Genomic DNA, 22027 nt, shown 5'->3' with positions numbered 1-22027 from the left:
GCCCAGACCTCCAGCTAGCCGGCCCGTGCACTCGTCAGCGTCCGCGCGAGCTCGGTCGGGTCGGTGGTCGGCCGGTCGCACACGTACCCGCGACACACATAGGCCGCAGGGCCGTCCTCGACCAGCGGACGGTCGGCCAACAGCGGGACCCCCGGCTCGTCGGGGCGGCCGGCGACCACGACGGCTCCTCCATGGGCGACCGCCACTGCGGTCGACGTCAGCTCGCCACGCGATTCCGGCGGACCGACCACGGCCACCTGTACCGGTCCGGCCTGCGCCGCCTCGGCCACCGCCAGCCAGTTGCCCGCGAAGCGCGGCTGGTACGACAGCAGCACGCCCACCCGCTGCAGCGCCTCGTCCGCCAGCCTGCGGTACTCCGTCGCCTTCGAGCCGCCGATGAGCACCGACGCCGAGAGCAACGCGGCCGCCAGCGCGGAAGCACCGGAAGGGCTGGCGTTGTCCGCCGGGTCGGCAGGCCGCTGAACCAAGGCCTCTGCATCCTCGGCAGTGTCGAAGTAGGCGCCGGGGTGATCGTGGTCGGCGAACCTGTCGACTGCGATGTCGATCAGCTCGGTCGCGGCGGACAACCACTTGCCGTCGCCGGTTGCCTGGTGCAGCGCCAGCAGTCCTTCCGCGAAACAGGCGTAGTCGGCGAGCACACCGGCGGCGTCACCGACTCGGCCCGCTCGCGAGCTCCTCCGCAGACGGCCGTCGACCACATGCACATCGAGCACGAAGTCGGCGGCGGCCACAGCGGCTCCGACCCAGTCCGGGCGGTTGAGGGCCCGGCCGGCCTCCGCGAGCGCGGTGATCGTCAGGCCGTTCCATTCCGCCAGCACCTTGTCGTCGCGTGCCGGCTGCGGACGAGCGCGCCGCGCCGCCAGCAACTCTTCGCGTACCCGCTGCCACCGCTGCGTGTCGTCCGGATCGGCAGGCATTTGCAGCGTCGAGGTCCCGTGCTCGAAGGTTCCGTCGTCGGTGACCGCGAAGAGCTCGGCGGCCCACGCGCCGTCGTCCTCGCCGAGAACGTCGACCAACTGCGCAGGCGTCCAGACGTAGGTCTTGCCTTCCTCCCCCTCGGTGTCGGCATCCAGCGAAGCGGCGAAGGCGCCCTCGGACGTCCGCAGGTCGGTGAGCAGGAACTGCGCGGTTTCCTCGGCCACGCGGCGGGCGAGGGTGCGGACCGGTTCTCCGGGCACGAGCCGGGCAAGGTGCGCGTAGACCCGCAGGAGCAGCGCGTTGTCGTAGAGCATCTTCTCGAAGTGGGGTACGACCCACGCGGCGTCGACCGAGTAGCGTGCGAAGCCGCCGGCGAGCTGGTCGTAGATGCCGCCGCGCGCCATTGCCTCGGCGCATTGGGTGGCGACGTCGAGCGGCTCGCGACCTCCGCCGTTCTCGTATCGGCGGAGCAGGAACTCCAGCACCATCGACGGCGGGAACTTGGGCGCGCCACCGAACCCGCCGTGTTCCTGGTCGGATTCGGCGACCAGACGTGCCGCGGCAGCTGCCAGGACGTCTGCGTCGACCGACGCCGTACGCAGCGGACCGGTGCGCTCCTCGATGTGTGCGACCAACTGTTTGCCGGCGTCCACCACCTCGTCGCGGCGCTCACGCCAGGTGGCGGCGACCGCCTCCAACAGCCGGGCGAACTGGTGCGGCGGGTAGTAGGTGCCGCAGTGGAACGGTTCGCCATCCGGGGTGAGGAAGCATGTCATCGGCCAGCCACCCTGACCGGTCATCGCCTGAGTGGCGGTCATGTAGACCGCGTCGATGTCCGGCCGCTCCTCCCGGTCGACCTTGATGTTGACGAAGTTGTCGTTCATCAGCCGCGCCAGCTGCTCGTTCTCGAACGACTCGTGCGCCATGACATGGCACCAGTGGCATGCGGCGTAGCCGACCGAGAGCAGGATCGGCACGTCCCGGCGCTTGGCCTCGGCCAGCGCTTCCGGCGACCACGGCCACCAGTCGACGGGGTTGTCGGCGTGCTGGCGCAGGTACGGACTGGAGGCATCGGCGAGCCGGTTCGTCATAGGTCCACCCTCCCAGACCACCGCGTTCGCGGCCCAGCGCCTTCCCGGCCGGCGCGCTCGCGGGCCGGCGCCCTCCAGGTGGGCACTCGCGGGCCGGTGCCCAGGGGACGGCGCGGCCCCACGCCAGACCGGCGCACTCACAGCCTCACGCCACTTCAAGCCGGTGGGCTCGCGGGCCCGTGCCGCCCAGGGCCGGTGCGCCCGCGCCCCGACATCTCCCACACTGGCACGCCCGCAGCCCGGTGCCACCCACCCGGTGCGCTCGCATGCCGGCGCCGCCCGGGCCGGTGCGCCTGCGGCCCAGTTCTGGGTCAGAAAATGAGCTTGAAGCCCATGTGCGTCGGTTCGAAGCCCAGCCGCTGGTAGAACCGATGCGCGTCGGTCCTGCTCGCGTCCGAGGTCAGCTGCACCAGCACGGCCCCGCGTTCTCGGGCGGTATCAATCGCCCACCGTATGAGGCGCTCGCCGACGCGATTGCCACGCTGATCCCCGCGCACACGAACAGCCTCGATCTGCGCGCGCAGCGCCCCTCGCCGCGACAGACCGGGCAGGAAGCTCAACTGAACGGTTCCGACCACAGCGCCTTCGCGCTCGGCGACGACCAATAGCTGGTTCGGATCCGTCTCGACAGCGGCAAATGCTTCCCGGTACGGCGCCAGGTCGTCCGGCGACTCACGTTTCCGGCCCAGCGGGTCATCGGCGAGCATCGCCACGATGGCCGGGATATCCGCGGCAGTCGCCTCTCGGATGGTCAATGCGATCTCGCGCGGCGCGTCCGAGGTCGCGGTCATCCTGACCCTCCCCTGTCCTCATCTGGCCTTTCGGCCCTGCTACCCCGCTGCGGTGGAACTCCGGCTGCGGGTCGTCGCGCCAGGCCCGCTGTGCCCTCCCCGAGCGCCGAGGCCCGCGTCGAACAGTCCCCTGTCTACTGTGCGCCCGCCCGGTCACCGCCGCGCCCCAGCCGACCACCGGGCGGTCGCAGTGCACCCGGCCGGCGGGCAGCTCACTTCGCGCCTCGACGGGCAGGTCACTTCGCGCCCGGACTGCCCGGATCTTCGCGGCCTGCCGTCCCAGCCTGCTCCACCGAGTGCTCGTCCTCGATGTGCTCGCCCCTCGCCTCGGACGAACCACCTTCGTCCTGCTTGTCCTGCTGCTCGGGCTCGTCGAAGCTTTCCGGAAGCCGCTTCAAGTGCTTGGTCATCGACCGCACGAGCAACACCACAGCGACCAGGAACAGCAGCATCACGACCAGGCCGAGCGGGGAGGACTTGCCGAACTCCTCCTTGCCTGGTGTGTCGTTGCTTCCCGGCTGCTGCGCGAGCACCAGGCCCACCGTGGCTGTCACCCCGGCGGCCGGCTGCGGCAGGAACGTCATGCGGTCTCCTTCGGAATGCCGGCGAACAGGTCGTCCTCCGGCAGCGTGGTGTCGACCAGCGAGTGCACCAGCTCGTATTCCTCGGTCGGCCAGAGCTCACGCTCCAGCTCGACCGGTACTGCGAACCAGCGAGAATCCGGGTCGATCTGTGTGGCGTGCGCCTTCAGTGCCTCGTCCCGCACCTTGAAGTAGTCGGCGCACTCCACTCGCGTGGTGACCCGCTCCATCACGTCCGGACGGTTCGAATCCCAGCGCTTGAGCCAGTCCTCGTACGGCGACTCCTGGCCGCGGGCCAGAAGAGCCTCGTGGAAAGTCACGATCTTGGAGCGGGAGAACCCGTGCGAGTAGTACAGCTTCAGCGGCTGCCACGGCTCGCCTGCGTCCGGGAACCGGTCGGGATCGGGTGCGGCATGCCAGGCCTCCATCGACACCACGTGGGTGCGGATGTGGTCCGGGTGCGGGTAGCCGCCGTTCTCGTCGTAGGTGATGATCACGTGCGGCTTGAACTCGCGGATCTGTCGAACCAGCGCCTCGGCAGCCTCCTCGACCGGGACCAGCGCGAAGCATCCGTCGGGCAACGGGGGCAGCGGGTCGCCCTCCGGCAAGCCGGAGTCGACGAAGCCCAGCCAGCGGTGGCTGACACCGAGGATCGACGCGGCCTTGGCCATCTCTTCCCGACGAATCGCGGCGATGTTCTCCACCACCTCGGGCCGATCCATCTTCGGGTTCAGCACGCTGCCCGCTTCACCGCCGGTGCAGGTGACCACCCGCACCTGGTGACCCTCGGCCACGTAGCGCGCCATAGTGGCGGCACCCTTGCTGGATTCGTCGTCCGGGTGCGCGTGCACCGCCATCAGACGCAGCCCGCCCGGCTGTGTGGGGTGGTTGTCCTCGGTCAAGCCACGACCCCTTCTCTGCCTCGTGGAGTCGACCCGGCTAGGGTCGACTCCATTGTCCTCGTCCTGTATTCGGCCGGCGCCGGGAGGGGTTCGGATCGGTGTGAACACAGAACCGACCACGCACCCGCTGCCGGAAGGCCGCTATGGCAAACAACGCTCCTCGATGATGAAATACTCCGCGGCCCGGTGGGTCGCCGGAGTGCTCGTCGCGATCGCGTGCGTACTCGCGGCCTACATGGCATACGTCAACCTGGGCAGCGATCCCATTACCGCCGAGACGATCGGCTACTCCGAACGGCCGGGCAATGCCATGGAAGTCACCTTCCGCGTGAGCCGCGACGACGACCGCAAGGCGGCCGTCTGCATCGTGCGCACCCGCGTGCGTAGTGGTGACGAGGGCGGCCGGAAAGAGGTGCTGGTACCACCCGGCAATGACGGTCAGCCATTACGCACAGTAATCAAGAGCACGTCGCGACCGGTCACCGCGAACGTCTTCGGCTGCTCATATTCAGTTCCGGAGTATCTGTCAAGGGGCTAGCGGCCAACGGGGTGAATCGCGCGTCGGGCGCCCCAAGATCGTCGTCTCGACGCGACGAAGTGGCCGCTCAACGTGCTATCATGGCGTACGGCACGGCCCGGCGGGCCGTGTCTTTCCTTTATGAGCATTTGTCTACCGAAGATGCGTTTGCCGAGAAATCGGCGCTGCGAAAGTTCCCCGGTGCGAAGCCACGCATCGGGCGCCACGACAAGGAGATGGTGACCGTGAGCGACACCAAGGTGACCTGGCTGACCCAGGATGCCTACGACCGGCTCAAGAAAGAACTGGATGAGCTGATCGAGAATCGCCCGGTCATTGCCGCCAAGATCAACGCCTCTCGCGAAGAGGGCGACCTGAGGGAGAACGGCGGCTATCACGCGGCCCGGGAAGAGCAGGGCCAGGCCGAGGCTCGCATTCGTCACCTCCAGGAGTTGCTGCGCACGGCGAAGGTCGGCGAAGCGCCACCCAACGACGGGATCGCCGAGCCAGGCATGGTGCTGACCATTCGCTACGAGGGTGACGACGAGGTCGAGGAGTTCCTGCTGGCCACCCGCGAAGAAGGCGGCGGCGGGGACATCGAGGTGTACTCGCCCGAGTCGCCGCTCGGTAAGGCGTTGCTGGGGGCTTCCGAAGGTGAGTCGCGCGAGTACGAGCTCCCGAACGGCAGCAAGCAGAAGGTCACGCTGCTCAAGGCCGTGCCCTATTCGGGCTGATCGGTAGCCGCGTGCACGCTTACCGTTGGTGGTACTTCGCCGCCGCCGTGATCATGGCGATCGCGGTGGCGGCGTTTTACATCGCCGTCCAGGCTTACCCCGACAGCCTCGGCGGAGCCGCGTGGCCGGGACTGCTCGTCTCGGTGCTCCTGCTCGCCGGTGCTGTCTTCCGCCTGCGCGTGACCGATTCGCCGATGGCTCGTGCCGAACGGGCAGCCCTGGCCGCCGCAGCCGGCCTGAGCCTGCTGACCGTCGCGCTGCAAGCCTTCGTCCTCGCCGACGGCCTCTCGGTGTGGGCCGTCGTCGTCGGAGCGCTCCCCGCGCTGCCGTTCCTCCCGCTCGCGTGGCAGGCCGAGCGAACGCTGTCCGCCGAGCCGTCGCGCAGCTGACCGTTCGCCTCACGGGCCCCGCGCACCGAGGGCGGGCCGATCCAGCCGCGTGACCGGCCCGCTGACGTCGGTGACGAAGCTCAGTTTCGACCCCACCGGTAGTCGGGCTGGTTCGCTCAACACGACAGCTGACTCCAGCGGCGATACGCACATTGTGGGCCTCCACAGCATTGGTTCTTGTCTCTTCGGGCTTGTCTTCAGCCTGCCCGACGGGCCTTGTCGGATCGACCATGTGCCACCGCGGCTGTGGACAACTCCCCTGGTGTGGACAGCTCGAGTTTCGGCGACCTACGCCGCCGGGTAGCTGATCAGGACAGCTTCCAGGGAGGTACGCGATGCCGCAGCAGGCATGGTCCAAGAAGCGCGAACGGCAGTACGAGCACATCAAGTCGGGTGCGAAGAAGAAGGGCACGAGCGAGGACCGCGCGGAGGAAATCGCTGCTCGCACGGTGAACAAGAACCGGGCACGGTCCGGCGAATCCCGGCAGAAGAGCAGGACGTCGGTCAAGGACATGTCACCGCAGCGGCGTGGCGGCAAGCGCTCCGGCAACCGGCAGGGACCCGGTGGTCCGACGCGCGACCAGCTTTACAACGAGGCGAAGAAGCGCAACATCAAGGGCCGGTCGAAGATGACCAAGAAGGAGCTGGCGAGCGCCCTCGGCCGCTGAACCGCCGATCGCTTTCGACGGGCCCGGCCGGCGTTGACCCGCTTCAGTGGGTGATGCCCCGTGGGGCTTTGCCGTTCGGTGGGGATTGTCGGCTGAGAGCGGGTGTGCCAGGCGACGAGCCGCATCGGCGGCGAAGCAGGTGGGCCAGGCGACGAATCAGCGCGCTTGCATCACGGTTGCTACTCGCCGCTGGTGACCAACGCTCGCACCTACTCGACCACGGTGTAACCCGCGCGCTGCAGGGCCTCGGAGACCTCGGCGCAATGCTGCGGACCGCGCGTCTCCAAGTTCAACTCGATCTCCACGTCACCGATGTCCAGCGACCCGGAGATGCGCGAGTGCTCGACATCGATCACGTTCGCGCCGAGCTCGCCGACCCTGGTCAGCAAGGCCGCCAACGAGCCGGGCCGATCGGCGACCCGCAACCGCAACGACAGATACCGCCCGGCGGCGGCCATGCCTCGACGAATGATGTTGAGCAGCAGCAGCGGGTCCACGTTGCCTCCCGACAACACGGCCACGACCGGCGGTTCGAACGCACCCTCGTGTTCCAACAACGCTGCCACCGTCGCCGCGCCGGCCGGCTCGACGACCAACTTGCGCCGCTCCAGACACAACAGGACCGCACGCGCCAGCGCCTGCTCGCTGACCGTCACCACATGGTCGACGAACTCCGTGACGTGCGCGAACGTCACCGGGCCCGGCGCGCCGACCGCGATCCCGTCCGCGATGGTGCTCGGATTCTCCAGCTGCACGGGCTCACCGGCGTCGAGGGAAGCGAGCACAGCCGCAGCATCGACCGCCTGCACCCCGACGATCCTGACGTCCGGCCTGCGCTGCTTGAACACCGCGCCGATCCCGGCAACCAGCCCGCCACCACCGGTGGCGACCAGCACCGTCTTGACGTCCGGCACCTGCTCCAGGATCTCCAGCCCGACGGTGCCCTGCCCGGCGATGATGTCGGGGTGATCGAACGGGTGGATGAACACCGCACCCGTGCGCTCGGCGAACTCCGTCGCTGCCGCTAGCGACTCCGCGAGCGTGTGACCCTTCAGGTGAACGTCCGCGCCATAAGCCCTGGTCGCGGCCAACTTGGGCAGCGGCGCACGCTCCGGCATGAACACCGTCGAACGCGTGCCGAGCAGCGACGCGGCGAGTGCGACACCCTGCGCGTGGTTGCCGGCGCTGGCCGCAACCACCCCACGGGAGCGTTCGCGCTCGCTCAGCCCGTGGATGCGCGTGTAGGCGCCCCGAATCTTGAACGAGCCGGTCCGCTGCAGGTTCTCGCACTTCAGGTACACATCCCCGCCGTGCAGCCGCGCCAGGTCACGGGCGTGCTCCATCGGCGTGGTTCGAACCACCTCGGAGATCAGTTTCCGGGCGGATTCGATTTGATCCAAGCGCACAAGGTCCATATGAGCTGCATCATGCCACCGGGTACGCTGGAAATACCGACGACCCGGGAGATTAAGGGCGAGAGAATGACACGGGGGACCTCACCCACGCGGGCCACGCGAGTGGCCGGCGGGACGTCGCTGCTTGTCGCGCTGCTGTCGGCAGCCGCGCTTACCGGGGCCGCGTTCGTCACAGTCGACCTGGCGACATGCGGTCAACCGGCCAGGTACGTGCACAACGAACAGCAGCTCGAGCTGGTCGGTGGCTGCGTCGATCCGGCGGAGCTGCCGAAGATTCATCCCGAGCCGAAGAAGGCCAAGCCGAAGGCGGCGGCGGGCGCCTACCAGCCGTAACCGGTCAGCTCAGCGCCTTACGCAGGTCCGCTTCGAGGTCCTCGGGACTTTCGATACCGACCGACAACCGGATCAGATCCTCCGGCACCTGCAGCAACGAACCAGCCGTGCTGGCGTGCGTCATCTTCCCCGGATGCTCGATCAGCGATTCGATACCGCCGAGCGACTCGGCCAGCGTGAACAGCTCGGTTGCGGCCGCGACCTGCAGGGCGCGCTGCTCTCCGCCCTGCACGGTGAACGACACCATGCCGCCGAACCGGCGCATCTGTTTGGCCGCGACCTCGTGCCCCGGGTGCTCGGGCAGGCCCGGGTAGTACACCTTCGTCACGGCGGGGTGGTCGGCCAGCATCGCCACGATGCGCTCCGCGTTGTCACAGTGCCGCTCCATGCGTAGCGCCAGCGTCTTCATGCCCCGCATGGTCAGCCAGCTGTCGAACGGACCGGGTACCGCTCCTGCGGAGTTACGCAGGAAGAACACCTGCTCGGCGACCTCGTCGGAGTTGGTGACCACCGCGCCGCCGACGACGTCGGAGTGCCCGCCCAAGTACTTGGTGGTCGAGTGGACGACGATGTCCGCGCCCAGCTCGAGCGGCTGCTGCAGGTAAGGCGTCGCGAACGTGTTGTCCACCACCAGCTGCGCCTGCGCCTCGTGGGCCACCGTCGCCAAGCCCGCGATGTCCGCGATGCCCAGCAACGGGTTCGACGGCGACTCGCACCAGATCAGCTTCGTCTCCGGACGCACCGCCGCACGCACCGCGTCCAGCGAGGACAGGTCCGCGACGGTGTACTCCAAGCCCCACCCGGTCATCACCTTGTCGATGAGCCGGAACGTGCCGCCGTACGCGTCGTTACCCAGCACCAGGTGGTCACCCGGCCGCAGCGCAGTGCGCAACACCGCATCGGTGGCCGCCATACCGGACGCGAACGACACACAGCGCCGCCCATTCTCCAACGCGGCCAGCGCCTCTTCGGCGGCCGTACGCGTCGGGTTGGCCGTGCGCGAGTACTCGTAGCCGCCCTCCCGCAGACCACCCACGCCGTCCTGCGCGTAGGTCGAGGTCGCGTAAATCGGCACGATGACCGCGCCTGTCCGTGGATCGGGCCGCTGACCTGCGTGAATTGCCCGGGTTTCGAATCCGTAGTGCCGGGTGTCGTCCATGTACCCAGCCTAGGCCCGCGACCTCGGATGACGACCAGCGGCCCGGTCGCTACGCGGTCCGGCTCTCCGGCGCCCTGGTCGCTCCGGCCACGATCGCCAGCAGGGCCGTCAGCAGCCCGAGGCCGGAGGCCAGCACGATCGCGATGGCGAACGAGTCCTCGAACTCGAACATGAGCTGGACCCAGCCGCCGAGCTCGACTTCCAGCACCAGCGGTTCGAGGATCACCGTACCGGCGGTCAGCAGCGCGACCAGCATGAGCAGCCACGCTGCCGACACCCGGCGTGCCAACGTGCCCACGGCGAGCCCGAGCAGCAGGAACGCCAAACCTGCCCGCACCCCGACCACGACCCACAACGCGTTCGGCATCGGTGTACCTGCCTCGTCGAACGCCGTGAACCACTCGAAGACCACCCACGCCAGGGCGCCGGCAGCCAGCAGTCCGACCAGGCCCGCGACGATCGCCGTGGCGCCCGCCCGCGGACGGGAGTACTCCGGAGTCGAGCCGTAGTCGTAGGGCTGCGGTTCATTGGGGTACATGCTCGGACTCCTCGATCACACGGTGACAGAGGATTCGTCGCCGTCGGCGAACCGCGCGTTAGCGCGTCACCACTCGTCGAGCGGATCCTCCCTGGTGCACCACCGGCCGGTCGCCGGGAGCAGCGTGAGCACCAAGGTGACCACGACGACAGCCAACGCGGTGCCGACCAGTACCTGCAGCTGGCCGACGACCGGCGCCTCGTCCTCCCAGACCAAACCGGCGTTGCTGACCTGTTCGATGCCTGCGATGAGTACGTACCCGAGCCCGGACAACGCGGCCGCGGACGCGGCGGCGACGGTCATCTGCCCTGCCGACCTGCGTCGGAACAACAGCACAGACCCGCTGAGCAGTGCCACGGTGATGCCGACCAGCACCAGGTAAACCACCACGCCCGCAGGGTGCAGCTCGGCGTCGTCCCAGATCGCCCACAGGCCGAGCAAGCTCAGCACGAGCCCGCCACAGCCGAGGACGGCCGACAACACCCCAGCGGTGATCGCACTCCATCCGCTCGCCGGCTGCGACGGCTCCGCCTGCGGCGGCTGGGGCGGCAGGTGCGGTGGTCGGGGCGGCCGGTGCGGCGGGTAGGTCATCGGCTCATCTCCGGGAATGTGGTCACAGCGACGAACTCCGTCCTGCGCGGACGTGGCGCCATGTCGGCGGCAGGCAGGCCAGCAGGGTCGGGATCGCCACCAACAGCAACGCCACCAGAGCGCCTGCGGTGAAGGCTATGACCAGGTCGGCCAGCCCGACGAGCAGCAGCACACCACCACAGCTACCGAGCAGGTAGGGACCGACCGGATTGCGCAGGTGGACCAGAACGCCGCCGGCCACGACACCGCACGCCAACAACAGCCCGGCGATCAGCAGCAAACCGCTCGCGATGCTCGTGCGGAAGACGGTGCCGACGGCCGACACGTTGAGGGCGATCTGCAGTACCCCTACGAACAGGGCGGATGCCGACGCCGCCAGGGCGAAGTGCTGATCAGTGGGCCGTTCCTTGTTCGTGGCGGCGACCGGAGCGGGCTGCGGCGCCACTGGAGCATTGGAGAACTCGGGGGCTGTGGGACTCCAGCCACCCGGTTGACCGGGTGCTTGCTGCTCCCCGGTCGCTGGGGCGTAGGCGCTCGGCTGAGCCGCGGCGTCGTAGCTGTGGTGCGGTGTGCCGGTCGTCGAATGTGTTGGCGCGCCCGGCACCGTGTCGTGCCGGTCCGTCGGATCCGAATACGACTGCGGTGACGCCGCCGCGCCCCCGGCGGCCGAATCGTGCGGCGGCGCAGGCCGCGGATCGCGCCCGAACGGCTGCGGTGGCTGTGGCGCGGTCACGTGCTCGACCCTTTCGACTGCTCAGCAGGCAGACAAATCGTGGGCCATACGCTAACCGACCGGGCCTCCCCAAGGGGAGCGCCCGGTCGGTTGTGTTCGAGCTGGATGAACTCAGCCTTGGTACGGCGGCTGGCCGAACCCACCGGTCTGCGGGCCCTGCTGGCCGAAGCCCTGCTGCGGCGGCTGACCGTAGCCACCGCCCTGCGGCGGGCCGAAGCCGCTCGGGCCGCCGTAGCCGCCCCCGCCGCCGGGACCACCGAAGCCACCGGGACCGCCGTAGCCACCGGAACCGGCCGCGGACAGGCCCAGGAACTGCTTGGTCTGCGGAATCAGGCCGAACACCGCGATGATGGCAATCAACAAGCCGAAGATCATTGTCAGGACGAAGCGTGTCTCGTCGACGTAGACGGCCATGAAGAGAATGCCTCCAATTGCCGCCACTGCGCCGCCGACGAGCGCCAGGATGACACCGACCGTGCCTTGCGTGCGCAGTGCGACGAGCACACCGCCAGCGGTCCCCATCAGGCCACCCAGCAGCCCGAGGATGACGTAGATCCACGCGTCGGCCGGCGCTCCGCTGAATTCCGCCATCATCGTGATCATCAGGATGGCCACGGTGAGCCCGAGCGCCGCCATCACGCCGCCGGTGATCCAGGCGAAGATCTGGCCGTTGTCACCACCACCGGGCCCGCCGAACCCACCGGGGCCGCCGTAACCGGGCTGCCCCATCGGCTGGCCGTACTGGCCCTGCTGACCGAAGCCCTGCGGTTGACCGAAGCCGCCCTGCTGCTGCGGAGGCTGGCCGTACTGGCCCTGCGGCTGGCCGAAGCCACCCTGCTGGCCCTGCTGCTGGCCGAAGCCACCCTGCTGCTGCGGGGGCTGGCCGAAACCGCCCTGCTGCTGCGAAGGCTGGCCGAAACCACCCTGCTGCTGCGGAGGCTGCTGGCTGAAACCGCCACCCTGCTGACCGCCGCCCGGGTTGTCCTGAGCACTCGGCGGCGGGGTGTACGGAATACCGCCCTGCGGCTGCATGCCCGGCGGCACGAGCTGCGTGGACTCGCTACTCGCGCTGGAGTCCTGCCCGCCCTGGCCCTGCTGCTCGACCGGCTTCACCATCTGGGTGGCGTCGCTCTCGCCGGCAGGCTCCGGCGGGGTCTGGCCGGGTTGCACCACCTCGGTGGGCTCCGGCGCATCCCCGAACGGGGTGTTCTGCTGCTGGTCAGGTCCGCTCGGCGGGCCCCCCTGGTTTTCCTGCTGCGGGTTCGGTGGCTCGGGAGCACTCATGTGGGTTCAATCCCCTTTGAAAACGACAAGTGACGACGTAACGCCGTATGTCAGTCGACTCATTTCTTCGCTGTCGACACGCTATCGGATCACCGCATCTTCCGCCGGAAAGGCCCCGGGGGTGTTGCGATCACTGTCGCGCGATCGGGGCTACTCGGAGGCGAAGAACGCCAGCAAGTCGTGCCGGGTCACGACGCCGACGGGACGGCCGTCCTCGAGTACGAGGGCGCCGTCGGCGTCGGCCAATGCGCTCATCGCCGCCTGCACCGGTTCCCCGGCACCAATAGTCGGCAATGGCGCGGACATGTGCCGATCAAGCCGATCGGACAATTCCGCCTTACCGGAGAACAATGCGGCCAGCAATTCGCGTTCGTTGACCGCGCCGACCACTTCGGCCGCCATCACCGGTGGCTCGGCCGAGACCACGGGCATCTGGCTGACGCCGTACTCCCGGAGGATCTGCACCGCCTCGGCCACGGTCTCGTTCGGGTGGGTGTGCACCAGGTCGGGCAGCGACCCGTCCTTGCGGCGCAGCACATCGCCCACCGTTGCATGGCTGGACTCCGGCGGCAGGAACCCGTGCCTGGCCATCCAGGAGTCCGAGAACACCTTGGTCAGATAGCCACGGCCACCGTCCGGCAGCAACACCACGATCACCGCGTCGTTGCGACCCTCGGCAGCCAGCCGCTCGGCCAGCCGCACCGCCGCCGCGGCCGCCATGCCGCACGACCCGCCGACCAGCAGGCCCTCCTCACGCGCCAAGCGCCGCGTCATGGCGAAGGAATCCGCGTCGGAGATGGCGATGATCTCGTCGGCGATGTTTCGGTCGTAGGCGTCCGGCCAGAAGTCCTCACCGACGCCTTCCACCAGGTACGGACGCCCGGTCCCGCCGGAGTACACCGAGCCTTCCGGGTCCGCCCCGACGACCTGCACGGCACCGTCGGAGACCTCCTTGAGGTACCGGCCGGTCCCGGAAATCGTTCCGCCGGTCCCCACTCCCGCCACGAAGTGCGTGATCTTGCCGTCGGTCTGCTGCCACAGCTCGGGGCCGGTGGTCTCGTAGTGGCTGCGCGGGTTGTTGGGGTTGGAGTACTGGTCGGGCTTCCAGGCGCCCTCGATCTCCCGCACCAGGCGGTCGGAGACGCTGTAATAGGAGTCCGGGTGCTCCGGCGGCACGGCCGTCGGGCACACCACCACCTTGGCGCCGTAGGCCTTGAGGACGTTGCGCTTGTCCTCCGACACCTTGTCCGGGCAGACGAACACGCAGTTGTAACCCTTGCGCTGGGCCACCAACGCAAGACCGACCCCGGTGTTGCCGGACGTCGGCTCCACGATGGTCCCACCCGGCCGGAGTTCGCCGGAGGCTTCGGCGGCCTCCACCATGCGCACCGCGATGCGGTCCTTCACACTGCCGCCCGGGTTGAGGTACTCGACCTTGGCCAACACCAACGGCCCGTTCTCGATGTGCGCGGTCAGGGCGTTCAGTTTGACCAGCGGCGTGTTGCCGACGAGGTCGATGACGTGCTCGACGTAGTCCACGGGTCCTCTTTCTCACGCGGATGCTGCGCAATGCCGGATCAGGCACCTACAGCCTATGCCCGGCGATGCGGCACAGCTGAATCGCGGTATCGGTCGAACGGCCCACGACGAAAGGGGGGTCCGACGACACGCGGCAACAACCGGCGCACAGCCATTGTCCGGAACGCCCGAAAGTGCTTAGCTCTGCGTCGTTCCACCGGACGACCAAGGGGTGTTTATGTCCGCACGTTCCCTCCGCCGGGGCAGGCTGACCGCCGCCACGGCGGCCGCGGTTCTCGTTGCGAGCGCGGGTGTCATCGGCAGCACGAGCGCTGCCGCCGCACCGGAGAAGCCGAAGTTCACGCTGCACGTACTGTTCACCAACGACGCCGAGTCGGCGTTGCTCGGTGTCGAAGGGGACGGCACCGACGAAGGCCCGATCGTCGACGACGGTCCACGGCCGTACGGCAGTGCGTCACGCATGGTGACGTTGACCAAGAAGCTGCGCGCGGAGGCCACTCACGGCAAGGCCCCGGAGGGGCAGGCGGCCAAGCGCGGCGTGCTGACGCTGTCCGGCGGCGACAACTTCCTGGCCGGCCCGGAGTTCGCGGCCAGCATGGACAAGGGTGTGCCGTTCTACGACTCGCTGGCGCACAAGGCGATGGGCTACGACCTGTCGGCCATCGGCAACCACGAGTTCGACTTCGGGCCGGAGGTCACCGCGCAGTTCATCGACGGCTTCCGTGGCTCGGTGCCGTTCGTCAGCGCGAACCTGGACGTCAGCGGGGAGCCGACGCTCAAGTCGCACGCCGACCGCGGCACCATCGTGGCCACGCACGTCGAGCGGATCCGCGGCGAACGGGTCGGCGTCATCGGGTTGACCACGCCCGAGCTGCCGTCGGTGTCCAGCCCGCGCAACGTGAAGGTCGACCCGGATCTGGCCGGCATCGCGAACTATCACGCCGGCTACCTCGAGGCCAGGGGCGTGGACAAGATCCTGGTGGTCAGCCACCTGCAGGACATCGACAACGAGCTGGCCCTGGTGCCGAAGCTGCGCGGCGTCGACGCGGTCATCGGCGCCGGCGGTGGCGAGATCCTGGCGGACGAAGGCGACCGACTGATCCCCGGTGACCAGGCCGAGCGCGGCTTCCCGCTGTGGGCGACCGACGCGCAGGGCAAGAAGGTTCCGGTGGTCACCACGACCGGCGACTACAAGTACCTGGGCAGGCTGGTGCTGAACTTCGACCGCGACGGCAACGTGATCAGCATCGACGAGAAGCAGACCCAGCCGGTGCGGGTCTCCGGTGTCGGACCGGACGCCATCCAGGGTGACCGCCAGGTGCGCGAGCAGGTGGAGAAGCCGGTCGCCGAGTACATCGAGGGCCTGGCCGAGACGGTCGTCGCGGACAGCGCGGTCGCCCTCGACGGTGTGCGCAACAACGTCCGCTCCAAGGAGACGAACCTCGGCAACCTGCTGGCCGACGCGCTGCTGTGGGCGGGCAAGGAGAAGGCGGCCGAGTACGGCGTGCCCGAGCCACAGGTGTCGATCCAGAACGGCGGCGGGATCCGCAACGACTCGGTTATCCCGGCAGGCGAGGTGACCGCGCTGAACACCTACGAGATCGCACCGTTCGCCAACTTCGTGGCCGTGGTGCCCGAGGTTCCGCGGGAGACGCTGCGCCAGCTGCTCGAGCGCGGGGTCGCCGAAGCACCATCGGCGTCCGGTGCGTTCATGCAGGTCGGTGGCTTGAAGTTCACCTACGACACCTCGAAGCAGGCGCAGGAAGTCGAGCCGGGCAGCGGCGGCACGATCGTCACGCCGGGCGAGCGGGTGCAGGACGTGACCCTGGACGACGGCACGGTCATCGTGCAGGACGGCAAGGTCGTCGACGGCCCGCCGGTGACGATCGCGACCAACGACTTCAGCGCGCGCGGTGGCGACGACTACCCGTTCGACGGGCTGGAGTTCACCCCGGTCGGCGTCACCTACCAGGGCTCGCTCGAGGGCTACTTGACCGAAGGGCTGTCCGGGAAGATCACCGCGGAGGACTACCCCGAGGGTGGTGAGGGCCGGATCACGCCGGTCGGCTGACCGGACCGGTTGGCCTGGCGGCCACAAGCGGGCACGATGACAGTCACGTCATCAGTGATGTCATCGTTGCCTCGCTTGAGCCGGAGGAACCCACCATGCCGGAAGCCGTGATCGTCGCCACCGCCCGTTCGCCGATCGGGCGCGCGGGCAAAGGATCGTTGGTGGACATGCGCCCCGACGACCTCACCGCGCAGATGGTGCAGGCCGCATTGGCCAAGGTGCCGCAGCTCGACCCGGCCGACATCGACGATCTGATGCTCGGCTGCGGCCTGCCGGGCGGTGAGCAGGGCTTCAACATGGCCAGGGTGGTGGCCGTGGCGCTGGGCTACGACCACCTGCCCGGCACCACGATCACCCGGTACTGCTCGTCGTCGCTGCAGACCACGCGGATGGCCATGCACGCCATCAAGGCGGGCGAAGGGGATGTGTTCATCTCCGCCGGTGTGGAGACGGTCTCCCGGTTCGCCAAAGGCAGCTCGGACTCGTGGCCGGACACCCACAACCCGCTGTTCGCCGACGCGGAGGCGCGCACCGCGAAGGCCGCCGCCGAGGGCGCGGACAGCTGGACCGACCCGCGCGAGTTCGACCAGGTCCCGGACATCTACATCCCGATGGGCCAGACCGCGGAGAACGTCGCACTGCTGAAGGGCATCACCCGCGAGGAGATGGACGAGTTCGGCGTCCGCTCGCAGAACCTGGCGGAGAAGGCGATCGCAGACGGCTTCTGGGCCAAGGACATCACCCCGGTGACGCTGCCCGACGGCAGCCAGGTGACCAAGGACGACGGCCCGCGAGCCGGCGTGACGTTGGAGGGCGTCTCGGCGCTCAAGCCGGTCTTCCGCCCGGACGGCCGGGTCACCGCGGGCAACTGCTGCCCGCTCAACGACGGCGCCGCGGCGGTCGTCGTCATGTCCGGCACCAAGGCCCGTGAGCTCGGCATCACCCCGCTGGCCAGGGTCGTCTCCACCGGTGTCTCCGCGCTCTCGCCGGAGATCATGGGTCTCGGCCCGGTGGAGGCGTCCAAGCAGGCGCTCGCGCGGGCAGGCATGACCATCGACGACATCGATCTGGTGGAGATCAACGAGGCGTTCGCCGCCCAGGTCATCCCGTCCTACCGTGAGCTCGGCGTGGACATCGACAAGCTCAACGTCAACGGCGGCGCCATCGCGGTCGGCCACCCGTTCGGCATGACCGGCGCCCGGATCACCTCGACGCTGATCAACTCGCTGCAGCACCACGACAAGCAGTTCGGGCTGGAGACGATGTGCGTCGGGGGTGGCCAGGGCATGGCCATGATCCTCGAGCGGCTGTCCTGAGACGGACACGAAGAAGCGGGGCGCCTGATGATTCAGACGCCCCGCTTCCTTATGGCTACCTGGCTACTCGGACTGCATAGCCCAGAGCAGGTGCAGGATCTCGAAGTACAGCCAGACCAGCGTGGCCATCAGACCGAACGCGGCGTACCAGGCCCACTTGGCAGGCATCCCCGAACGGATCATGTTGTCGGCCATGTCGAAGTCCAGCAGCAGCATGAACGCTGCGATGCCGATGAACACGATGCCGAGGATGATGCTCAGCGTGCCGGGACCACGCAGCCCCAGGTTCGCGCCGAACAGGCTGAACACCAGGTTGACCAGCATCAGCAGCGCGGCGGCGGACGCAGCACCGATGACCCACTTGGTCAGCTTCGGGGTCACCTTGACCGCCCCGGTGCGGTAGACGAACAGCATCACCACGAACACCAGGGCCGTGCCCATGACCGCCTGCAGGCCGAGGCCACTCACGCTCGGCGGCAGCAAAGTCTCCAGCACCGCGGTGACGGTGCCCAGGAAGACACCCTCGACCGCCGAGTAGGCCAACGTCAGGCCCGCGCTCGGCTTCGGCCGGAAGCTCAGGAACATGGCCAGGCCGAACCCGACCAGCATCGACACGATCCAGACGGTGAACACCGAGCTGGCAGCCTGGGCGGCGATCTGGCCGTGCGCCCACACCGCGGCGAGGACACCGGCGACCAAAGCGACACCGATGCTGGCTGCCGACTTCGTCACCACGTCGTCGACCGTCATCGGCCGCTCGGCGGCGACCTGCCCGGGGTACGGCGGCACCCCAGTCTGCGCGTCACCGAAACCCACGTACGGCCCGCCCGCGGTAGCTACACCGCCAGGCAGCCTGCGAAATGCCGGGTTGCCACTTCGTTGCACTGCGCCCTCCTCGGGACTTCAACACATGCAGGGTCTTCGCGGCGCCTGCACCACATCAACGTCCTGTGCGGCGCGCCAGTTCCCGTCCGGGATCAACTGATCTTCCACCCTACCCAGACCGTGCTGGCCGACGCGAGCAGCGCGATCGGACCGTGACCCGAAGTCGACAACGAGCGACGGCCGCACAACAATGCTGCTCATGACCAACTACCTGGTGACCGGGGCGACCGGGCTGATCGGGCGCCACTACATGACGGAAGTGCTGGCCGACCCGGATACCGAGCGTGTGTGGGTCACCGTGCGGTCCGGTTCGCGGGACAAGCTGGAGCGTATGGCCCGCCGGTGGCCGAACCGCGACAAGCTCGTGCCGGTGATCGGCGACATCGGCGAAGAGCGGCTGGGGTTGTCCGAAGAAGACTTGCAGCAGCTGCGGGGACGCGTCGACCACGTGGTTCACCTGGCAGCGCTGTACGACATCGAGGCCGACGACGAGGCCAACGAGCAGGCCAACATCGCCGGGACGGCGAACACGGTGGCGCTGGCCGCCGAGATCCAGGCAGGCTGCCTGCACCAGGTGTCGTCGGTGGCGGTGGCCGGCGACTACACCGGCACGTTCACCGAGGACATGTTCGACCAGGGGCAGCGGTTCCCCACGCCGTATCACCGCACCAAGTTCGAGTCGGAGAAGCTCGTTCGCGAGCAGCAGGACGTTCCGTGGCGGGTGTACCGGCCGTCGATCGTGGTGGGCAACTCGCGGACCGGCGAGATGGACAAGATCGACGGTCCGTACTACCTCTTCCCCACCATCCAGAAGCTGGCCACGTTGCCTGCTCTGCCGTTCGTTGCGCCCGATTTGGGCGACACCAACGTCGTGCCGGTCGACTACGTGGCCGCGGCCCTGCACGAGCTGGTCAAGCGACCGGGCCTGGACTACCGGGCGTTCCACCTGGTCAACCCGGAGCCACAGCCGGTGATGGCGGTGTTCAACGCGTTCGCCAGGGCGGCCGGTGCGCCCACGGTCGCCACCACCATCGGCGGCCGGATCGGCCGTGGCCTGGTCGACGCGGTGAAGTTCACCGAGCACCTGCCCGGCGTGACGATCGCCCGCGACGCGCTGCTGGAACGCCTGGGCATCCCGCCGGTGCTGCTGGACAACATCAACTTCCCCGCGGTGTTCTCGTCCGCGGCCACCCGCAAGGAGCTGGCCGGGACCGGGATCGACCTGCCGCGGCTGGAGGACTACGCGGCCACGCTGTGGGCGTACTGGAGCGAACACCTGGACCCGTTCCGGGCTCGCCGTCCCGGTCCGCGCGGCAAGCTGGACGGCAGGCGAGTGATCATCACCGGTGCGTCGTCCGGCATCGGCCGGGCCACCGCGTTGAAGGTCGCCGCGGCCGGTGGCATCCCGCTGCTGGTGGCGCGCCGCGAGGCCGAGCTCGAGCAGGTGCGCAAGGAGATCCTGGAGGCGGGCGGACAGGCGTCGGTCTACCCGTGCGATCTGACCGACCACGAGTCGGTGCACAAGATCGTCGAGCAGATGATCGCCGACCACGGCCACATCGACATGCTGGTCAACAACGCCGGACGCTCGATCCGCCGGTCGATCCGGCTGTCCTACGACCGCATGCACGACTACGAGCGGGCGATGGCGATCAACTACTTCGCCGCGGTCCGGCTCATCCTGGCCGTACTGCCGCACATGACGCAGCGCAAGTTCGGGCACATCGTCAACATCTCGTCCATCGGTGTGCAGGGCATCGCGCCGCGGTTCTCCGCCTATGTGGCGTCGAAGGCGGCGCTGGACTACTTCTCCAAGATCGCCGCGGTGGAGATGCACGGCGACGGGATCACGTTCACCACGATCCACATGCCGCTGGTGCGCACCCCGATGATCCGGCCGACCAAGATCTACGACGCGTTCCCGACCAAATCGCCGGACGAAGCGGCGGACATGGTGATGGACGCGCTGATCAACCGGCCCAAGCACATCGGGACGCCGAGCGGCCAGCTGATCAACGCCGCCTACAACGTCACGCCGAGCCTCACCGACGCGGTCGCCTACCAGGCCTACCGCGTCTTCCCGGACTCCGCGGCGGCGGGCGGCGACGGCAAATTGAAGATCGGCAAGGGGGAAAAGCACCTTGGCCGGGCGGCCAGCGCACTCATTCGGCTCACCCGCGGCTTCCACTGGTAGTCGCGGAGGGTAAGCGATTCACCCGTGTGGGCAGCCCGACAGGCGGAGAACCCCCGCCTCCGGTGACAACAGCCTGTGCGCGGGTACCTTCGATGATGGTCAGTGGTGTGCCGCGAGCCCTGACCGACGTTAGGAGGACCCTTGACTTCGCCGACTCCGCCCCAGCGTGCTCATGTCCCCGCGCCCGTGCAACGTGAGTTCACTACGCACTGGAACGGCTACGACCGCACCGAGGTGCGGGCGCACCTGGCGCGTCTCGAGGAGGACATGCGGCAGCTGGCCTCGGAGCGGGACAAGGTGACCGCGCAGCTGGGCACCATGGCCAAGCAGATCGAGGTGCTGCGGGCGGAGAACGCGAAGTTGAAGGAGCGGGTCGAGGAGCTCAAGCAGCCGCCGAAGAACCTCGCGGACCTCGACGAGCGGATGCAACGGGTCGGCAAGCTGGCGCACCTGCAGGCGGAAGAGGTCACCACCAGGGCGCAGGCCGCTGCTGAGGAGACGTGGCAGGCGACCGCCAAGGCGTCCATCGCGTTGCGTGAGCGGTATCGCAAGCTGCTCAAGGAGCTGGACGACTACGCTCAGCAGCTGCACGCCGAGCACCGGGCCGCGCTGGAGGAGACGCGCGCCGAGGTGCAGGAGCTGGTGGTCGACTCGGTGCGCCGCCGGGAGGCGCTGGACGCGGAGGCGGAGCGCAAGCGCCGGGCGATCGAGCAGGAGTTCGACGCGACCATGGCCGCCAAGCGCAAGGAGCTGGAGAAGCATCTGTCCGATCAGCGCACGGCGGCCAAGCAGCAGGCCGAGCGGCGGATGGCCGAAGCGCAAGCGGAAGCCCGCCGCACGGTGGCGGAGGCCAATGCGATCGCGCAGCGGCGCACCGACGAGGCGAACCGGGTGATCGACCGGCTGCTGTCCATCAGCAAGCAGGCACACGGCCGCATGGTGACGGCCAACCAGTACCTGGCATCGGCCGAGGAAGCGCTGCAGCCGACGGAGGAGGAGCAGCAGCCGGTGCGGCGCGCCGAAGAGGCTGTGCCGTCGGTGCCGAAGCCCACGAACAACGGCACCAAGGCCGGCAAGGACACCGCGAACAGCTCCGCGGACGCCAACAAGAACGACAAGACGAACGGGTCCGCGGACAAGGCCACGGCGGAGGCCGACAAGCGCGAGCCGGAAGCGGCGAAGACGCGGTAATCAGGCCGGCCCTGCACGAGCCTGAGGCAGCGAAGACGCGGCAAACACGCTAGGCAGGCGCGAGTTCGCGCGCGTGCCGAGCAGCTCTGTCAGGGCCGAGCGACGCGGCCGGGCGCTCTCCGCCGGGGATCACCAGCTCGCTCAAGGCCGAAGCGTCCACCCGCGT

The 22027-nt window shown here is 68.7% G+C and carries 21 protein-coding genes; 9 read left to right on the top strand and 12 right to left on the bottom strand.

Annotated features, from left to right (window positions below; translation table 11 throughout):
* Window positions 1-14: 14 nt before the first annotated feature.
* The 4 genes from YWM_RS0106155 to mca all read right to left on the bottom strand — a co-directional run bounded on the left by YWM_RS0106155 (window position 15) and on the right by mca (window position 4259).
* The gene (locus YWM_RS0106155; RefSeq protein ID WP_028849980.1) at window positions 15-2030 is read right to left on the bottom strand and encodes a thioredoxin domain-containing protein; all 2016 of its coding nucleotides are present in this window, start codon (window positions 2028-2030) and stop codon (window positions 15-17) included.
* 311 nt (window positions 2031-2341) lie between these two features.
* Window positions 2342-2821 (bottom strand): GNAT family N-acetyltransferase, encoded by a 480-nt coding sequence (locus YWM_RS0106150; RefSeq protein WP_052344607.1) that lies wholly within the window; start codon window positions 2819-2821, stop codon window positions 2342-2344.
* 236 nt (window positions 2822-3057) lie between these two features.
* On the bottom strand, window positions 3058-3405 hold the full coding sequence (locus tag YWM_RS22420; RefSeq protein ID WP_052344606.1) for a hypothetical protein: 348 nt from the start codon (window positions 3403-3405) through the stop codon (window positions 3058-3060).
* Window positions 3402-4259: a mycothiol conjugate amidase Mca gene (mca, locus tag YWM_RS0106140; protein ID WP_052344637.1), complete on the bottom strand. Its 858-nt coding sequence runs from the start codon at window positions 4257-4259 to the stop codon at window positions 3402-3404. The genes YWM_RS22420 and mca overlap by 4 nt, the downstream gene beginning before the upstream one ends.
* Before the next feature lie 145 nt (window positions 4260-4404).
* Between mca and YWM_RS0106135 the strand changes: the two genes are divergently transcribed.
* The 4 genes from YWM_RS0106135 (at window position 4405) to YWM_RS0106120 (ending at window position 6612) form a co-directional block, all read left to right on the top strand.
* Window positions 4405-4842, top strand: coding sequence for a DUF4307 domain-containing protein (locus YWM_RS0106135; RefSeq protein ID WP_245565936.1), 438 nt, complete (start codon window positions 4405-4407; stop codon window positions 4840-4842).
* A 215-nt stretch (window positions 4843-5057) separates the two neighbouring features.
* Window positions 5058-5555, top strand: coding sequence for a transcription elongation factor GreA (gene greA, locus YWM_RS0106130; RefSeq protein WP_156914678.1), 498 nt, complete (start codon window positions 5058-5060; stop codon window positions 5553-5555).
* 11 nt (window positions 5556-5566) lie between these two features.
* Window positions 5567-5944: a hypothetical protein gene (locus YWM_RS0106125; RefSeq protein WP_028849975.1), complete on the top strand. Its 378-nt coding sequence runs from the start codon at window positions 5567-5569 to the stop codon at window positions 5942-5944.
* Between the two features lie 335 nt (window positions 5945-6279).
* Window positions 6280-6612, top strand: a complete 333-nt coding sequence (locus tag YWM_RS0106120) for a hypothetical protein (RefSeq protein ID WP_028849974.1) — start codon at window positions 6280-6282, stop codon at window positions 6610-6612.
* 209 nt (window positions 6613-6821) lie between these two features.
* Here YWM_RS0106120 and ilvA read toward each other — a convergent pair whose 3' ends face one another.
* Window positions 6822-8027: a threonine ammonia-lyase gene (gene ilvA, locus YWM_RS0106115; RefSeq protein WP_028849973.1), complete on the bottom strand. Its 1206-nt coding sequence runs from the start codon at window positions 8025-8027 to the stop codon at window positions 6822-6824.
* Window positions 8028-8093: 66 nt separating this feature from the next.
* Here ilvA and YWM_RS0106110 point away from each other — a divergent pair, with 66 nt between their 5' ends.
* Window positions 8094-8360 carry a hypothetical protein gene (locus YWM_RS0106110; protein WP_028849972.1) on the top strand — a complete coding sequence of 89 codons (267 nt, stop codon included), beginning with the start codon at window positions 8094-8096 and terminating at the stop codon, window positions 8358-8360.
* 4 nt (window positions 8361-8364) lie between these two features.
* Here the strand turns inward: YWM_RS0106110 and YWM_RS0106105 are convergent, their stop codons facing one another.
* From YWM_RS0106105 to YWM_RS0106080, 6 genes are all read right to left on the bottom strand, one after another.
* A complete protein-coding gene (locus YWM_RS0106105) occupies window positions 8365-9519 on the bottom strand; it encodes a cystathionine gamma-synthase (RefSeq protein ID WP_028849971.1) in 1155 nt (384 codons plus the stop codon).
* Window positions 9520-9568: 49 nt separating this feature from the next.
* A complete protein-coding gene (locus tag YWM_RS0106100; RefSeq protein ID WP_028849970.1) occupies window positions 9569-10057 on the bottom strand; it encodes a hypothetical protein in 489 nt (162 codons plus the stop codon).
* 66 nt (window positions 10058-10123) lie between these two features.
* Window positions 10124-10648 carry a hypothetical protein gene (locus YWM_RS0106095; RefSeq protein WP_028849969.1) on the bottom strand — a complete coding sequence of 175 codons (525 nt, stop codon included), beginning with the start codon at window positions 10646-10648 and terminating at the stop codon, window positions 10124-10126.
* 22 nt (window positions 10649-10670) lie between these two features.
* Window positions 10671-11093 (bottom strand): hypothetical protein, encoded by a 423-nt coding sequence (locus YWM_RS0106090; RefSeq protein ID WP_028849968.1) that lies wholly within the window; start codon window positions 11091-11093, stop codon window positions 10671-10673.
* A 399-nt stretch (window positions 11094-11492) separates the two neighbouring features.
* Window positions 11493-12665, bottom strand: coding sequence for a hypothetical protein (locus YWM_RS0106085; RefSeq protein ID WP_028849967.1), 1173 nt, complete (start codon window positions 12663-12665; stop codon window positions 11493-11495).
* A 150-nt stretch (window positions 12666-12815) separates the two neighbouring features.
* Complete coding sequence (locus YWM_RS0106080; RefSeq protein WP_028849966.1) at window positions 12816-14204, bottom strand: cystathionine beta-synthase; 1389 nt, start codon at window positions 14202-14204, stop codon at window positions 12816-12818.
* Between the two features lie 217 nt (window positions 14205-14421).
* Here YWM_RS0106080 and YWM_RS0106075 point away from each other — a divergent pair, with 217 nt between their 5' ends.
* Complete coding sequence (locus tag YWM_RS0106075) at window positions 14422-16275, top strand: bifunctional metallophosphatase/5'-nucleotidase (RefSeq protein WP_043659869.1); 1854 nt, start codon at window positions 14422-14424, stop codon at window positions 16273-16275.
* Between the two features lie 95 nt (window positions 16276-16370).
* Window positions 16371-17591: an acetyl-CoA C-acetyltransferase gene (locus tag YWM_RS0106070; protein WP_028849964.1), complete on the top strand. Its 1221-nt coding sequence runs from the start codon at window positions 16371-16373 to the stop codon at window positions 17589-17591.
* 63 nt (window positions 17592-17654) lie between these two features.
* On the opposite strand, the gene YWM_RS0106065 is transcribed toward YWM_RS0106070, so the two are convergent.
* Window positions 17655-18476: a Bax inhibitor-1/YccA family protein gene (locus YWM_RS0106065; RefSeq protein ID WP_028849963.1), complete on the bottom strand. Its 822-nt coding sequence runs from the start codon at window positions 18474-18476 to the stop codon at window positions 17655-17657.
* Window positions 18477-18675: 199 nt separating this feature from the next.
* On the opposite strand from YWM_RS0106065, the gene YWM_RS0106060 reads away from it, so the two are divergent.
* Window positions 18676-20670, top strand: coding sequence for an SDR family oxidoreductase (locus YWM_RS0106060; protein ID WP_028849962.1), 1995 nt, complete (start codon window positions 18676-18678; stop codon window positions 20668-20670).
* Window positions 20671-20811: 141 nt separating this feature from the next.
* A complete protein-coding gene (locus YWM_RS0106055; protein WP_028849961.1) occupies window positions 20812-21861 on the top strand; it encodes a coiled-coil domain-containing protein in 1050 nt (349 codons plus the stop codon).
* Window positions 21862-22027 lie beyond the last annotated feature (166 nt).

It is taken from the genome of Thermocrispum municipale DSM 44069 (genome assembly GCF_000427825.1).
In the GTDB taxonomy this organism is placed as follows: Bacteria; Actinomycetota; Actinomycetes; order Mycobacteriales; family Pseudonocardiaceae; genus Thermocrispum; species Thermocrispum municipale.
This window is presented reverse-complemented; position numbering and strand designations above follow the sequence as displayed.

Excerpts from the sequence above, each read along its gene's own strand:
- YWM_RS0106155 (WP_028849980.1), bottom strand. The coding sequence starts at position 2,030 with ATGACGAACCGGCTCGCCGATGCCTCCAGTCCGTACCTGCGCCAGCAC.
- YWM_RS0106150 (WP_052344607.1), bottom strand. The coding sequence starts at position 2,821 with ATGACCGCGACCTCGGACGCGCCGCGCGAGATCGCATTGACCATCCGA.
- YWM_RS22420 (WP_052344606.1), bottom strand. The coding sequence starts at position 3,405 with ATGACGTTCCTGCCGCAGCCGGCCGCCGGGGTGACAGCCACGGTGGGC.
- mca (WP_052344637.1), bottom strand. The coding sequence starts at position 4,259 with ATGGCGGTGCACGCGCACCCGGACGACGAATCCAGCAAGGGTGCCGCC.
- greA (WP_156914678.1), top strand. The coding sequence starts at position 5,058 with ATGGTGACCGTGAGCGACACCAAGGTGACCTGGCTGACCCAGGATGCC.
- YWM_RS0106120 (WP_028849974.1), top strand. The coding sequence starts at position 6,280 with ATGCCGCAGCAGGCATGGTCCAAGAAGCGCGAACGGCAGTACGAGCAC.
- ilvA (WP_028849973.1), bottom strand. The coding sequence starts at position 8,027 with ATGGACCTTGTGCGCTTGGATCAAATCGAATCCGCCCGGAAACTGATC.
- YWM_RS0106110 (WP_028849972.1), top strand. The coding sequence starts at position 8,094 with ATGACACGGGGGACCTCACCCACGCGGGCCACGCGAGTGGCCGGCGGG.
- YWM_RS0106105 (WP_028849971.1), bottom strand. The coding sequence starts at position 9,519 with ATGGACGACACCCGGCACTACGGATTCGAAACCCGGGCAATTCACGCA.
- YWM_RS0106100 (WP_028849970.1), bottom strand. The coding sequence starts at position 10,057 with ATGTACCCCAATGAACCGCAGCCCTACGACTACGGCTCGACTCCGGAG.
- YWM_RS0106095 (WP_028849969.1), bottom strand. The coding sequence starts at position 10,648 with ATGACCTACCCGCCGCACCGGCCGCCCCGACCACCGCACCTGCCGCCC.
- YWM_RS0106085 (WP_028849967.1), bottom strand. The coding sequence starts at position 12,665 with ATGAGTGCTCCCGAGCCACCGAACCCGCAGCAGGAAAACCAGGGGGGC.
- YWM_RS0106075 (WP_043659869.1), top strand. The coding sequence starts at position 14,422 with ATGTCCGCACGTTCCCTCCGCCGGGGCAGGCTGACCGCCGCCACGGCG.
- YWM_RS0106070 (WP_028849964.1), top strand. The coding sequence starts at position 16,371 with ATGCCGGAAGCCGTGATCGTCGCCACCGCCCGTTCGCCGATCGGGCGC.
- YWM_RS0106060 (WP_028849962.1), top strand. The coding sequence starts at position 18,676 with ATGACCAACTACCTGGTGACCGGGGCGACCGGGCTGATCGGGCGCCAC.